This is a genomic window from Pedobacter caeni, from assembly GCF_900129215.1.
GTDB lineage: Bacteria > Bacteroidota > Bacteroidia > Sphingobacteriales > Sphingobacteriaceae > Pedobacter > Pedobacter caeni.
This window is the reverse complement of record NZ_FQUQ01000006.1, coordinates 351,529-365,867: the sequence shown is the minus strand read 5'-3', so window position 1 is coordinate 365,867 and position 14,339 is coordinate 351,529. Positions and strand designations below refer to the sequence as shown.

Below are 14,339 nucleotides of genomic sequence, written 5' to 3'. Positions count from 1 at the left end.
GTGCGACCGTTGTATTATGGCGGTCCGCCAACAAATGGAAAAACTGAATTTTCAGATTTCTCATCTGACTTTAGGGACCGTAAAGATCCAGCCCGATCCGGAAGGACAGCAATTGCAACAGATTGCTGATGCTCTGAAAATGATGGGCTTTGAGCTGATCGATAAAGAAAAAGACCAGCTGGTAGAACGGGTCAGGACAGTCATCATTGAACTCGTTCATTATTCTGATCTGGCCAACCTGGATCAAAGTATGGCTGGTGTGATTGCTTCCCGTGTAAACAAGGATTATACTTATCTGAGCAGGCTGTTTTCCGACTCAGAATCCTTAACCATAGAAAAGTTTATCATCCATCAGAAAATTGAAAAGGTGAAGGAACTGATCGAATATGGAGAAATGAACCTCAATGAGATTTCCGTGAAAATGGCTTATAGCAGCAGTGCACACCTTTCTGCTCAGTTTAAGGCCGTTACCGGCATTTCCCCAAGCAAATTCAAATCTGCAGGAAGTTGTGGCCGCATTGCTATAGATAAAATATAAAAGTATAGTCTGAAGAATTTTTCATACCATCGTTTTAATTTTAGATGCCATATCGCGTTAAAGAAATAAATCCTATTGTAATGAAACATAAATTATACCTCCCGTTAATCGCGTTGCTTTTCATCGGAAGCTGTACTCAGGCTAAAGAGGAACAACAGGTTAAGCAGGATCAACAGCTTCAGCAGAAACAGCAGGCTAAGCAGAAACAAGAGGCCAGTCATTACAAATACACAGGCAAAATAAAAAGAACTTATTTTGCCAGCTATAATTTTAGTGGTCATTTCGATGTGATTTTTAATGGGGTAATCATGACCAGAAATAGAAAAGATGGGGTAACCAGTGGCATTGAAGATCTAAATCCATATATAGCAAAGAAAGGTCTTCAAAAAGTAACACTGATGCTGAGGCCTCTGGATGCTAAATCGAAAATAGCACCTGAAGATGTAAAAAATTATTTTATTGATATCGTCTATACTGAGGATAATGATCCATCAGCAGTACACAAGGTAAAAAGATGTAGTTTTCCGGCGGTGTATAAACCCGTGGATTCATTGGTTTATACATGGACATTTGATGCGGATGTAGCCTATGAATTAACAGGTTTTACAAATTCCTCAGACCTTAGTAAAGAGGATCCTAAGCAGCTGTTGGCCGAAGTTTTGGAGTACTATAAGCATGTCCATGAGGTCATCAATAAGGGAGATGCTAAAGATTATCTTCAGCTGTATCAAAAATCCAGGGAAAGAGAAATGATTTCAATGTACATGGATGAGCAGAAACAGAAGGAATACCTGCAAAAACTGGAAAAAAGGATCTTATCTTCTAAAGGGTTTATGCAGCCTTTAGAAGATTATCGGTTACTTATTCATCCGAACGGGAAATTGATCAGTTTGATTAAACCGGATGGAACAAGCCCTTTGTATTCCAAAGATTCAGAAGGGAAATGGAAACGATATGGCCTGGATTTACATCGTGTAAAAGGAAGTCATAAATTTGAGGTATATTAACTGTAGCGTATAAATGCAATTATAAAAAGAGAAGAAGTCAAATGAAATTTCGATTGATAATTTTAGTGTTTACCATGTTCTTTTTGAACGATACATCAGCCCGGGAATATAAGAAACCTGCTCAGAAAAATATCAGCACCAGGTATATGTTAAATTTTGAGTTTTCTTATCCCGCTGAAATTTTAGTAAACGATATGGTCGCTGAAATCAATCTGGAAAATGCACCTTTTAGCCCGTGTAACTTAAATGCTTATCTTCTTGATCAGAAAGAGCAGAAAATAAAAATTAAGATATTTCATCCGGATTACCTTAAAGGAGGCCTTATTCAACCTGAAATCATTCAGAAACTAAATAAAGAGCTGGCCATTTATAAGTATAAAATTCAGGGGGAAGATATCCTCCATATGGAAGAGCTGAAGAAGATTGATTTTCCTGATATCAAAGCAGCTGTCCCTTATCTGGAATATGAATGGACTTTCCATATCGATACTGCCTTTAAAACATCAGGATGGAGCAATGCTGCGGACCTGAGTAAAATGGATAAAAACCTTTTAAAAAAGGAAGTTCTGAATAAGTATGAGGATTTAAGAGCGATGTTAAACAAAGGGGAAGGAGCTCGTTTTTTAAAAGAGATTTCTACGGCAAATGACGACTTTTTTATGTCCAATTCATTTTCAGATGCAGAAAAGAAAGCATTTGTTCAGCATCAGTTGAAAACCTATCATAGCCTTAAAGGTTTGTTGCTTCCTATTGAGCATTACAGGATAAGGATGATGGGCGAAGGGAAAGTGGTTGCCTTAGAACGTGTTTCCAGATATAAAGGTCAGGGGGTACTTGTTGCAGCGGATAAAAAGGGTAAAAAACTATATTTTAATTACGTTATGCTTTGCAAACCTTTAAACTCAACATCGTTTAAAGTGATCAGAATAAATTCATTTATTCAGGATAAGATCTGAATTTTTAAAAAGTAAACACTAATCCGTTTAGAGGATTAGTGTTTACAGGGGAATTGTTATTTAATAAGAAACCTTATTTAGTGATCCATGGAGACAGATTGATGTCGTCTTTGCCTCCGTACTGTGCATTGAGTGCCTGACTCAGATTTTCTGCATTAGTGGTTCTTTCCAGATCAGGATACTGAAAACGCATTGGGATCCTTTCGCTGTTACCCACACCCGGTCCGGTCAGAAACATAGGGATCTGAGTCCGGCGGTACTGATAGTAAGCTTCAAACCCTGAGTTTCTGAAAAAAGCAAGGTATTTTTGAGTCAGGATTTGTTTCAGGCCTTCAGGAGTATTTCCTGCATATTTTACTGCCGGCTGCACATAGTATACGTTTTCAAAATCGAATTTAATCGTATGCGTCTCGTAATCACCTAGTTTTCCGCCTTTTTTTAGAAAAGTTACGGTATTGTCTCCATCACGGAAGCCATAGAATGAAATTGAAGCCTGAATTCCTTTTTTATACCATAACTCTGCATTCTCTGTACTGATCCAGCCGCGGTTTGCTGCTTCTGCGATGGTAAAACATAATTCAGGATAACTGATGATAAACGTGTTTTCTGCCGTATATCCATTGTAATATCTGGCACGATTGATCAACGAATATAGTCCCTTTTGTACTTTGTCTAACATTACCCCCTGATCTTCTCCGGTACTGGCACCAACAAAGTTTCTGTAATCTGTAATCGCATATCCTTTGGACTCTGCAATTCCCCTTGCCGGCTCAGCTGCGGCATAAGCCCGGGGATCCTGTAATTCAGAAAGGGTATTCAGATAGGTTGCCGCCATATTGTAACGGAGTGCATCATTTCCGAAGTTATCCTTATTGTTCGGGTACTTGTTCATATTTTCATTATAAACATATTGCAGGTTATCAGACATGCCGGTCATTATCGGATATTGATCCGGCGTACTTAAGATCATTGCAAACTGTTGTTTGATCTGTAAATCCGGATCGTTCACCTGTTTACTCAATTGGATCAGCGTTCTCAACCTGAAGGTGTTGATCACTTTTTGCCAGGCCAGCAAGTTATTTTTCAGGTAGATGTCTCCTTTCAGTTCAGTGTTTCCTGTTTTTACAAGTGCTGCGATCTCCTTGTTGGCTTCTTCAAGCCAGTTGAGAGATTGCCTGAAGATCGTCTTCTGACTATCGTATTTAGGTTTAAGGTTAGCCGAGCCTTTCAGGGCTTCAGTCATCGGAAGATCGCCGACTTTCAAACTCATCCGGATAAAGAAATAAGCTTTAAAAAACTTCGCCATGGCCAGATATGGAGCAGCACCCTGGCCACCCTGTAAGCTGGCCTCTTCTTCCATCTTTACCACATTCTTTAGGGTAGTAAAGTTAAAATCCGCCCCTTTCCAGTCATAGTTGTTGGTGCTGTAATAGGAGTAATTGGCCGCTGTATACTGATTCCAGCGTTCTGCGGATGAGAATGGGGCTTCAAACATATCGTTCAGAACCCCGTTGAACAAAAGACCGGGTGGAATATGCTCCGCCTGATTTGGATTTTTAAAATTGTCTGCAAATTCTTTTTTACAGCCGGTGGCTATGATGATGCTAAACGCAATTATTGCTAAGCTATATAATTTTTTCATGGTGATATTGAATCTAGAAACGAACATTTAAATTGAAACCGATACTCCTGGTTGTTGGTGTCTGCAGGGTAGAGGTAGCTTCTCTTCCTGAATACTGATCTACATCTACGTCATTGTATTTCGAATTGATGAAATACAACAGGTTACGCCCAACAAGGGTGATCTGTGCTGATTTGATGAAAGTCTTTTCCAATACCTTTTTAGGCAGCTGATAGCCCAGGGTAACCTCACGCAGTTTTGCATAAGTACGACTCATCATGGTATTCTCTTTTATGCCATAGAATACACCGAGGTAATCCTGCAATAACTGAGGAGTGGTATTTGGACTGAACTGAAGGGCATCATAATTGGTGATGACACCGGTAACAGGATCAAAATTTATCGCTGTATTGTTAGACACAACTACACCTTCGCCAACCCATGTTCCCTTGTAATCTTTATCATTAACATGAAGGTAATCCTGGTACCTTGCTTCTCCCATTTTGCCCTGGATAGTTTCTATCTGACGGCCTCCCTGGAAAGATTTAAGACGAACATAATCCTGCATTACGCCACCCACTTTTCCATCCAGCTGAATGCTCAATGTAAAGTTTTCATACCTGAATTTATTCACAAAGCTCCATACCCAATCCGGGCTTGCATGTCCCAGTAATTGATCTTCCTTTAGTTTCAGTGGTGCTCCTCCTGAATTGTGAATCACCTGTCCGGAAGGAGTTCTTGCTAAAACAGCACCATAAACATTGTCTATCCGGTCGCCTTTTTTGTAGAATTTATCTACTGCATCTTCTCCTGGTGCAAGTTCTTTATAAACCTGTTTGTAGGTAGACCAGTTGACCAATACATCCCAGCCGAATTTTTGGTTTGTGACCGGGCTTCCGCTGAAGCTGAGTTCAAGACCTGTATTTTGTGTCTTCCGTCCGTTGATGATATTGGTCGTATATCCTGTTGAAGAAGAAATCCCCTGTTTGATGATTTTAGGACCGTCGATATATTTGAAATAGGTGGCGTCAAATCCCATTCTGTTGTTTAAGAATTTCAGGTCTATCCCGGCTTCATAATTGGTTCTGCTTTGCGCTCTGATCGCATTCAGATCTATTAATGCATCTGTATAACTACCCGAAGTCTGGTTGTTGTACCTGATCGGGGTTTTGTAAGTGGAGGATAAATTGTATCCGGGACCGCCATATGATGAGTAATACTCTGCACCATAGCTCACCGGATTGTCCTGCAAAGGAGAGGCGTTGATGTACTCCAGAGTTCCCAGTCCAGGGTCTTTTACGTTTGCATAAGATGCCCTTAGTTTCACAAAGGATAAGAACTCCGGAAACTGAGCATAATCAGAGAGTACCGTACTTAAAGAGGCGGATGGATAAAATGCGGAATTGTTGTTCACAGGTAATGCTGAATTCTTGTCAAACCTTCCGGTGGTATTGATGTTCAGGTATTTGCTGATCCCCAGGTCGACAGAGTAAAAGGCACTCATCACGAGCATTTTTGAGTTGAAGTTGAGTGCTTTTACAGGGTTTTTAGAATTGGAGAAGTTATATACGTTGGGAACAATTAAATAATCGGTAGTGGTGAATCCTGAATTATATCCAAAGTTTCTGATGTTTCCACCACCAAAGGCACTGATGTTAAATAGTTTGTCTATGTTTTTGTTGAATTTCAGAATCAACTGGGTATTGTTCTCGAACATGCTTCTGCGGTCTTCGCGGTAATCACCTAATCCTTCTTCGCGGCCATAAGGATGGGCAGAAAACGGCATTTTTTCAGTGCGAAGCTGGTCGTAGGTGCTGATTTGTGTTTTCAAGGCAAGCTCAAGCTCTTTCGTGAAGCTGTAGTTTAAGGCAGCATAACCATTGATGTCATTTTTCTTGTGCCCTCTCAGCCATTCATAAGCCATAAAATAGGGGTTATGGTATCTTTTGTATTCCGCATAAATAGACTGGATACCTTCTTTTCCCGGTTGCCAGTAGTTTCTCATGTCGTCGATATTCCAATCTGCACCTCCCCAAAGTGTCATGTTGTAAATGATACTTCCCGGACCATAGGTTACATCGGGCAGGTTATCAGAAAACTGTCTGCTGTAGTTAATGCTGGCTTCTGCCTTTAACTTTGGACTGAGGTTATATCCTCCACTGATATTGAAGTTATTGATGTTCAGCTGTGTATTTGGAACAAGTCCTTTTTGATAGTTGTTGGATACTGATATCCTGAGGTTATGTTTATCTGAAGCCGAGGATAATGCGATGTTATTTGCCGAAAGCAAACCAGTCTGGATGAAACGTGAAAGGTTGTCTTTACCTCTGGCCACCCATGGGGTACCCTGACGGACACCGGCAGCATTCACCGGGCTATCGTATTGGGGGATGAGCTGTCCCTCAAACTTTGGCCCCCAGATGTCGTAATCTGCATCATTTAATCCACCGCCATTACCGTCCACAAAAGCATAGGCACTGTGTTCACCCGGTCCGTATTCGTCCTGGCTTTTTGGCAAGGCAATAAAACCCTTATTGAATTGTGTGCTGGAATTAACTTCTACCGAAACCGCGCCATCTTTGCTGGTTCCTTTTTTTGTGGTAATCAATAAAGCTCCGTTGTAAGCCTGGTAACCGTATAATGCAGCAGCGGCAGGGCCTTTTAGCACAGTATAGGTTTCAATATCATCAGGATTAATGTTCCAGGTGTCTGAATTGATCGGAATTCCATCTACCACAACAAGGTTTACTTCGTTACCTCTCAGGTAAACAGAGGAGCGGCCCATGAGTTCTGAGGATACGCCAATGGTAAGACCGGCAACTTTACCGACAAGACCATTCACGGGATTGCCTTCCCTGGCCTTAACCAGGTCTGCGCCCTTAACTTCCTGTATCGCATAGCCAAGATTCCTTTTGTCTTTACGGATTCCCAGAGCGGTTACGACAACTTCAGATAAGTTTTTGGAATCGGCTTTCAGGGTGATGTTGAGGTCTTGAGTGTCGGTCAGGTTTATTTCCTGGGTGATGAATCCAACAGAACTGATCACCAGGATGTCTTTAGCGCGTGCATTGAGGCTAAAATATCCTGAACTATTGGTGGATGCCGCCTGGCTTGTACCCTTGATACGGACACTTACCCCAGGCAGGGGCTGTTGACTGTCATCTCTGACTGTTCCACTGATCTTTGTTTGTGCCATACTCAGGTATGGCGTCAGGCATAAAAACAAGATGGTGATGATAGATCTTGTTGCAATGTAAAAATGTTTCATGTAGGTCTGGTTTTTTGAACGATTACGTTGCAATACTACCAAGTGCTTGTTAATAAGCTGAGAAGTAATTGTAAACAAATGAGGCTTTTTGTTTAGTATTTGTATATAAATTATTTTTACAGTAGCGATAATGTTACATTTGAGCCCGCGCTATTTTTTTTACAATGCGATCATGTTTTTCTCCTGAATGTTGTTTTTCAAAATCAGACTTAAAAAATGGCTCTTCCTTCCGGAATATTTTTAGGGAAACAACTTTGTTAAACTTCTTGCAAGTGTCTGACTTCTCCGAATTTTATAAAATAATCCCATAATTATATAATAATATCAACGGATAATTTCGAAACTTTGAAGCTTAAATGAAAAGAACTCTGCTAACCATACTTGCTGTCTTCTACCTGGGTGTTTCCAGTGGGGCGACGCTGCACTTCCATTATTGCATGGGGGAGTTGGTGAGCTGGGGTTTGGATCAGCAGGATAAAGAGATCTGTGGTTTTTGCGGAATGCCTAAAGGAACGCCAAAAGCCAAGGCGAAATCCTGCTGTGAGGATGAAAAACAACAGCCAAAGGTGGACAAATCTCAAAAGGCAAATGTGCCGGTGTATGAGTTTAACGCGGCTTCGTCTGCGGTCATTCTCCCTTCTCTATTTGTAAATTATAAGCTGGAGATCCCTGTTAAAATTACCAGGGAAGCATTGAGTAATGCACCTCCGGACGGCAATAAAATTCCCGTCTTCCTGAAAAACTGTACCTACAGAATATAATACCCTTTTCTTTTGTTTCCTGACGCGATCGCGTCCTGGTTATGACTTTGTCGTAATCCATGTTTATTAAACCCATTTTCTTAAATAACCATTATTATGAAATCATTGAGATTCTTTTCGGTGGTCGTATTGACCTTCCTGAGCATTACTGTATTTGCACAATCTAAAATTGACAGTATTAAAGTGCGTGGTAACTGTACCATGTGTAAAAAAAAGATAGAAACCGCACTGAAAGTGCCTGGTGTAAGTGCCGCAAGCTGGAGCCCGGAAACAAAAGTATTAAAGGTAAGCTATGATTCTACCGTCATCAGCAATGATCAGATACAGCAAAAAGTAGCGGCTGCAGGTTATGATACCCAGAAGTTTAAAGCCACAGACGAAGCCTACAACAAGCTTCACAGCTGTTGCCAGTACGAGCGCGAAGGAGAAGAAAAACTTCCGGTTAAAGGTCAGAAAAAACACTAGTCCGAATCGATATCACCATCATTAACACAAAGAAATGGTACATAAAATTATAGAATGGTCAATGCGCAACCGGTTTATTGTGCTGGTACTATCTCTGGGACTTTTTGTCTGGGGCATTTATGCTGTCAAGAAAAATCCCATAGATGCGATTCCTGACCTGTCAGAAAACCAGGTGATTGTATTTACAGAATGGATGGGCCGCTCACCGCAACTGATCGAAGATCAGGTCACCTATCCGCTGGTCACCAATTTGCAGGGGATCCCTAAGATCAAATATGTCCGCGGTTCTTCTATGTTTGGTATGAGCTTTATCTATGTCATCTTTGAAGATGATGTAGATGTATACTGGGCAAGGGAAAGGGTGCTGGAAAGAATCAGTACCATCTCCAAAACTTTACCCGATGGCGTTGCGCCACAACTGGGGCCTGATGGAACGGGGGTAGGCCATGTTTTATGGTATACCCTGGATGCTCCGGATATGGACCTCGGGGAACAAAGGGCCATCCAGGACTGGTATGTGAAGTTTGCTTTGCAAACTGTTCCCGGAGTAAGTGAGATCGCTTCCTTTGGTGGATTTCAGAAACAATATCAGATCTCTATAGATCCGAATAAACTGCTTTACTATAAGCTGTCTGCCCCGGAGGTGATTGCAGCGGTCCGCAGTAACAACAATGAATCAGGGGGGAGGAAGTTTGAGATGAGTGATATGGGCTATATCATCAAGACCTCCGGATACCTCAAATCCATTAAAGAAATCTCGGATATTCCGGTAAAAAATCAGAACGGAACACCGATCAGGATTTCCGACCTGGCCACAGTACAGATGACCGGTGAAACTAGGCTTGGGATCTTTGACCAGAACGGTGAAGGGGAACGTGCAGGCGGAATTGTGGTGATGCGCTATGGCGAAAATGCCGCAGAGGTAATTGAAAAAGTGAAAGCCAAAATGAAAGAGGTCTCCAAAGGTTTGCCTAAAGGTGTCAAATTTGACATCGTTTACGACCGTGGGGAGCTGATCAGTGAGGCGGTAGATTCCATCACCCATACCCTGATCGAAGAGATGATCGTCGTATCGATCATTGTGATCATTTTCCTTTTCCACTGGAGAAGTGCATTGAGCATCATCATTCAGATTCCGATCACCATTGCAGCGAGTTTTATCCTGCTGAATGCTTTTAATATTTCCTCTAATATCATGTCACTCACCGGGATTGCCCTGGCCATCGGGGTGATCGTAGACAATGGGATTATCATGAGTGAAAACGCGTACAAACATCTTGCAGAGCGCTATGCGCTTTGGGAACAGGACCAACAAAAAACAACTGAATCATGATCAAGTGGATAAAAAATAAATTCCGTAAATCTCCGGATTGGATTACGGAAGAAGATCGCCTTGCGGTGATCACCAAATCCAGTAAACAGGTGTCCAGAGGCGTATTCTTTGCCACGGTCATCATCATTACTTCTTTCCTTCCGGTATTTATGCTGACCGGGCAGGAGGGTAAATTATTCCATCCCCTGGCCTTTACCAAGACCTTCATCATGATTGTCGATGCCTTGCTGGTGATTACCCTTGCCCCGGTATTGATTTCCTTTTTTATGAAAGGGAAGTTCAGACCGGACAATGCGAACCCGGTAAACCGGGTGCTGGAAAAGGTATATGAGCCGGTGATCCGGGTGGTGCTGAACTGGAGAAAAACTACATTGGCAGTCAATATCATTGCTTTATTGATTACGATCCCTTTATTGAAAAACCTGGGGACAGAATTTATTCCTCCTCTGGATGAGCAAAGCATACTTTTTATGCCGGTGACTTTACCTGATGTTTCCAATGCGGAAGCGAAAAGGATTTTGCAGGTGCAGGATAAGATCATTAAATCCGTGCCCGAAGTAGATAAAGTTTTAGGAAAAGCAGGAAGGGCGAGTACGGCAACAGACAATTCCCCGATCAGTATGATCGAAACGATCATTACCCTGAAACCTAAAAAAGAATGGAGGGAAGGGGTGACCAAAAAAGACATCATCAATGAACTGGATGCGAAACTGCAAATCCCGGGCGTGGTGAATGGCTGGACACAGCCCATCATCAACAGGATCAATATGCTGGCAACAGGGATCCGTACAGACGTCGGGATAAAGGTTTTCGGACAAAACCTGGATACCATTGCTTCAGTTTCTGAGCGTGTGAAAGCGGCTCTGGAAGGAACTGCAGGAGTAAGCGATCTTTTTGTAGAACCGATTACGGGAGGTAAATACCTTTCTATTGATGTGAAACGGGAAGAACTGGCACGTTATGGTCTGAATGTAGATGATGTGAACCAGATCGTGGAAACGGCGTTGGGTGGAGCTACGATTGGCAATACCATTGAAGGGCGGCAACGCTTTTCGATCAGTGTCCGCCTGGCTCAGGAATACAGAAATAGTGTAGAAAGAATCAAGCGGATCCCGGTACAATCCAAAGGATTTGGGGAAGTGCCACTTTCGGCAGTTGCTGATGTGAAGTTCGAAGATGGTCCGCCAATGATCAGTTCCGACAATGCCATCCTTCGCGGAGCGGTGATGTTTAATGTGAGGGACAGGGATTTGGGAAGTACCGTTCAGGATGCGATGGAAAAACTGAACAAAGAAAAAGGGATCCTTCCGGAAGGTTATTTTCTGGAATGGAGCGGTCAGTATGAGAACCTGATCAGGGGTAAACAAACCCTGATGTGGATTGCACCGGTAGTGCTGGTGATCATTTTCTTCTCTTTATATTTTGCTTTTCATTCTATAAGGGAAGCTTTCCTGAGTCTGATCACCGTGCCTTTTGCTTTGATTGGCGGGGCATATATGATCTGGTTCTGGGATGTGAACCTTTCTGTAGGAGTGGCGGTAGGTTTTATTGCCCTCTTTGGGATTGCCGTGGAGACGGGAATTGTGATGGTCATCTACCTCAATGATGCCATGCAGCAACTGATCAAACTAAAAGGAAATTCCAGTGAAACGATTACTAAAGCAGATTTAAGAGAGTATGTGATTTTTGGAGCAGCGAGAAGGTTAAGACCAAAACTGATGACGGTCTGCGTTTCCCTCTTTGGCCTGGTGCCGGTATTATGGGCCACAGGAGTAGGGGTAGATGTGATGCAGCCGATCGTGTTGCCAATGATCGGAGGGGTGTTGACCTCTTCCACACATATCCTGCTGGTGACCCCGCTGATCTTTTTAATGTCTAAAGAATACGAATTGAGAAAATATGGAAAACTGGAGGTGCATGATGTACAACATTAAGAGAATGGTCTGGCTGATTTGCCTGCTTCCCTTTTATTCGGTGGCACAGCAAAAACCGGTACTTTCACTGGATACCATCCTGAACAGGATAGACCAGAACAATTTACTGCTGCAGTCGTACGGACTGAAAGCAGAAAGCTATAAACACCTGGGTAAAGCTGCTACCGCATGGATGGCACCGATGATTGGTGTAGGGACCTTTATGACCCCATACCCCGGGCAGGTGCTGATGAACGACAGCGACAAAGGTTCTGTGATGGTTCAGTTTGAGCAGGACATCCCGAATCCGGTAAAGCTAAACGCAAACCGGAAGTTCATCGAGTCTAAAGGCAATGTAGAAAATGCAACCAGAGGGGTCACCTTAAACGAGTATAAAGCACAGGCCAAACGCCTGTACTTTACCTGGCTGGTCGCGCTGCAAAAGATCTCCATTTTACAGAAAAATGAGAAGATCATGCAAACGATGAAAAAGATCGAAGAGATCAGGTATCCCTATAACCAGTCGAAACTGGGAAGCGTTTATAAAGCATCGGCAAAGATTGAAGAAAACAGGAACATGATCAGAATGCAGGAAGGCGATATGGCCAAATCCCGCGCCTGGTTAAACAGTTTGATGAACAATCCCGGAAATATGGACTTTGCGATTGATTCAACTTATCAACCCAAATATGTACCGGCCCCGATGATTGATACGGCCAGTCTGGCTATGGTAAGAAAGGACATCAAAAAAATGGATTACAGTATTCATTCTATGAAGTTGAACATTGAGGCGATGAAGAAACAAAGTCGGCCGGATTTTAAATTAAGGTTCGACCACATGTCGCCCTTAACTAAAATGATGCCCAAAGCTTTCAGTGTGATGGGAATGATCAGCATTCCTATTGCGCCATGGTCCTCAAAGATGTATAAATCTGAAGCCAAAGGAATGGCTTATGAGGTACTGGCGATGGAAAAGGAAAAATCAGCCATGCTGCAGGAAACTCAGGGGATGCTGTACGGGATGCAGTTTGAAATTAAATCGATGCAACAGCGCATTGAAGCCATGGAAGATAAAATCATTCCTACGCTTCAGAAAACAATGGATGTAAGTTTCCTCAGTTACCGGGAGAACAAAATGGAACTCCCTGAGGTGATCGGTACCTGGGAAGCATTGACCATGATGCAGACTAGTGTACTGGATGAGAAACTTAAACTTTATTTAATGATCGTAGATTATGAGAAAGAATTATATCGTTAGGCGCGGAGCTTTGGCCTTCCGGGGATTTATGATATTGGGGGCAGCCGGAATGCTATTGATCAGTGCCTGCAAAGAGAAAAAAGGCGAACACCATGATCCCGGTGCTGTAAAAATTGACAGTAACCTTTCTCATTTGCTGAAACCATCAAATGAACAGGTGGTTTCTCCTTTGCCAATGATTAAGGCCGAATATGGGGCTAAAATCTTTACGGAAGAGGTACAGGGGATCATCAATTACGATGCAAGAAATCAAAATAACATTTCCAGCAAAGTGAGCGGAAGGATAGAGCGTTTATGGATCAAATACAACTATCAGCCGGTTAAAAAAGGACAGCTGATCATGGAGATTTATTCGCCGGACCTTGCGGCTGCGCAGCAGGAGCTGTTATTTATCTACCGGAGCGGCAATGATCCGGTAATGCTTGCCCAGGGAAAACAACGGTTGATCCTTTTGGGAATGACTCCTTCAGGAATCAGCAATTTATTAAAAACAGGAAAACCAAGTTACGGGATTCCGGTATACAGCAATACCTCAGGATACATTCTGGAGAAAACAGCAGCAGCTACAGCCTCTTCCCCCCCAGCTTCGTCGGCTGCTGCGGCTTCAGGAGGTGATGGCATGACTGAGATGGGTGGTGCTTCTTCTGCGGCGGCATCAAGTCCTGTTGCAGTGCCTGTGGCTTCACCTGTATTGTTAAGGGAAGGACAGTATGTAAGTGCTGGTGCTTCGCTTTTTACGATCTACAGTTCAGATCGTCTGGTGGCCGAATTTTCCCTGAAAGCAGCTTTTGCCGCACACATCAAAAAAGGCAAAAAGTTCATCTTTTACAAGACTGCGGATAAGTCGGAAAGCCAGACGGCAGAGATCGGCCTGATCCAGCCTACGTTTAAAAACGGAGAGAATTTTACCATTGCCAGGGCATATCTGGGCAACCCAACAATTAAGCCAGGACAGCTGGTGACGGCGAGGATCCCGGTTTTACTGGCTGCTTCCTGGTGGTTACCGGAGCCGGCAGTATTATCGGTAGGAAATAAGCGGGTGGTCTTTAAGAAAGAAGGCAATGTCTTCGTTCCGAAAATGGTGGATGCAGGGATTACCATCGGAGGGATGGTACAGATCAACGAAGACATCAGCAGCTGGAACATCAGCAAAAATGCCGCTTATCTGGTAGACAGTGAAAGCTTTATTAAAATGACAGAAAACATTCAGCATTAAGGA

The 14,339-nt window shown here is 42.8% G+C and carries 11 protein-coding genes; 9 read left to right on the top strand and 2 right to left on the bottom strand.

Annotated elements, in window-relative coordinates; translation table 11 throughout:
- The first annotated feature begins 34 nt into the window (after positions 1-34).
- From BUC20_RS28615 to BUC20_RS28605, 3 genes are all read left to right on the top strand, one after another.
- Complete coding sequence (locus BUC20_RS28615) at positions 35-538, top strand: helix-turn-helix domain-containing protein (RefSeq protein ID WP_234994614.1); 504 nt, start codon at positions 35-37, stop codon at positions 536-538.
- An 80-nt stretch (positions 539-618) separates the two neighbouring features.
- Positions 619-1,545, top strand: coding sequence for a hypothetical protein (locus BUC20_RS28610; protein ID WP_073236513.1), 927 nt, complete (start codon positions 619-621; stop codon positions 1,543-1,545).
- Between the two features lie 83 nt (positions 1,546-1,628).
- Positions 1,629-2,501 (top strand): hypothetical protein, encoded by an 873-nt coding sequence (locus tag BUC20_RS28605; RefSeq protein ID WP_143166954.1) that lies wholly within the window; start codon positions 1,629-1,631, stop codon positions 2,499-2,501.
- A gap of 73 nt (positions 2,502-2,574) precedes the next feature.
- Here BUC20_RS28605 and BUC20_RS28600 read toward each other — a convergent pair whose 3' ends face one another.
- Together BUC20_RS28600 and BUC20_RS28595 are read right to left on the bottom strand one after the other, a co-directional pair.
- Positions 2,575-4,143 carry a SusD/RagB family nutrient-binding outer membrane lipoprotein gene (locus BUC20_RS28600; RefSeq protein WP_073236507.1) on the bottom strand — a complete coding sequence of 523 codons (1,569 nt, stop codon included), beginning with the start codon at positions 4,141-4,143 and terminating at the stop codon, positions 2,575-2,577.
- A 13-nt stretch (positions 4,144-4,156) separates the two neighbouring features.
- The gene (locus BUC20_RS28595; protein ID WP_073236505.1) at positions 4,157-7,390 is read right to left on the bottom strand and encodes a SusC/RagA family TonB-linked outer membrane protein; all 3,234 of its coding nucleotides are present in this window, start codon (positions 7,388-7,390) and stop codon (positions 4,157-4,159) included.
- A 356-nt stretch (positions 7,391-7,746) separates the two neighbouring features.
- On the opposite strand from BUC20_RS28595, the gene BUC20_RS28590 reads away from it, so the two are divergent.
- The 6 genes from BUC20_RS28590 to BUC20_RS28565 all read left to right on the top strand — a co-directional run bounded on the left by BUC20_RS28590 (position 7,747) and on the right by BUC20_RS28565 (position 14,336).
- Entirely contained in the window at positions 7,747-8,151 is a 405-nt protein-coding gene (locus BUC20_RS28590) for an HYC_CC_PP family protein (RefSeq protein ID WP_073236502.1), read from the top strand.
- Positions 8,152-8,247: 96 nt separating this feature from the next.
- Positions 8,248-8,616, top strand: coding sequence for a heavy-metal-associated domain-containing protein (locus tag BUC20_RS28585; protein WP_073236499.1), 369 nt, complete (start codon positions 8,248-8,250; stop codon positions 8,614-8,616).
- A gap of 34 nt (positions 8,617-8,650) precedes the next feature.
- Positions 8,651-9,949, top strand: a complete 1,299-nt coding sequence (locus BUC20_RS34350; RefSeq protein WP_073236497.1) for an efflux RND transporter permease subunit — start codon at positions 8,651-8,653, stop codon at positions 9,947-9,949.
- Complete coding sequence (locus BUC20_RS34345; protein ID WP_073236494.1) at positions 9,946-11,883, top strand: efflux RND transporter permease subunit; 1,938 nt, start codon at positions 9,946-9,948, stop codon at positions 11,881-11,883. The genes BUC20_RS34350 and BUC20_RS34345 overlap by 4 nt, the downstream gene beginning before the upstream one ends.
- Complete coding sequence (locus tag BUC20_RS28570) at positions 11,867-13,120, top strand: TolC family protein (RefSeq protein WP_234994613.1); 1,254 nt, start codon at positions 11,867-11,869, stop codon at positions 13,118-13,120. The genes BUC20_RS34345 and BUC20_RS28570 overlap by 17 nt, the downstream gene beginning before the upstream one ends.
- Positions 13,098-14,336, top strand: coding sequence for an efflux RND transporter periplasmic adaptor subunit (locus tag BUC20_RS28565; RefSeq protein WP_073236489.1), 1,239 nt, complete (start codon positions 13,098-13,100; stop codon positions 14,334-14,336). The genes BUC20_RS28570 and BUC20_RS28565 overlap by 23 nt, the downstream gene beginning before the upstream one ends.
- The last annotated feature ends 3 nt before the right edge of the window (positions 14,337-14,339 follow it).

Coding starts and splice junctions, on each gene's coding strand:
- BUC20_RS28565 (WP_073236489.1), top strand. CDS start 13,098: ATGAGAAAGAATTATATCGTTAGGCGCGGAGCTTTGGCCTTCCGGGGA.
- BUC20_RS28585 (WP_073236499.1), top strand. CDS start 8,248: ATGAAATCATTGAGATTCTTTTCGGTGGTCGTATTGACCTTCCTGAGC.
- BUC20_RS28600 (WP_073236507.1), bottom strand. CDS start 4,143: ATGAAAAAATTATATAGCTTAGCAATAATTGCGTTTAGCATCATCATA.
- BUC20_RS28615 (WP_234994614.1), top strand. CDS start 35: ATGGAAAAACTGAATTTTCAGATTTCTCATCTGACTTTAGGGACCGTA.
- BUC20_RS34345 (WP_073236494.1), top strand. CDS start 9,946: ATGATCAAGTGGATAAAAAATAAATTCCGTAAATCTCCGGATTGGATT.
- BUC20_RS28595 (WP_073236505.1), bottom strand. CDS start 7,390: ATGAAACATTTTTACATTGCAACAAGATCTATCATCACCATCTTGTTT.
- BUC20_RS34350 (WP_073236497.1), top strand. CDS start 8,651: ATGGTACATAAAATTATAGAATGGTCAATGCGCAACCGGTTTATTGTG.
- BUC20_RS28610 (WP_073236513.1), top strand. CDS start 619: ATGAAACATAAATTATACCTCCCGTTAATCGCGTTGCTTTTCATCGGA.
- BUC20_RS28590 (WP_073236502.1), top strand. CDS start 7,747: ATGAAAAGAACTCTGCTAACCATACTTGCTGTCTTCTACCTGGGTGTT.
- BUC20_RS28570 (WP_234994613.1), top strand. CDS start 11,867: ATGATGTACAACATTAAGAGAATGGTCTGGCTGATTTGCCTGCTTCCC.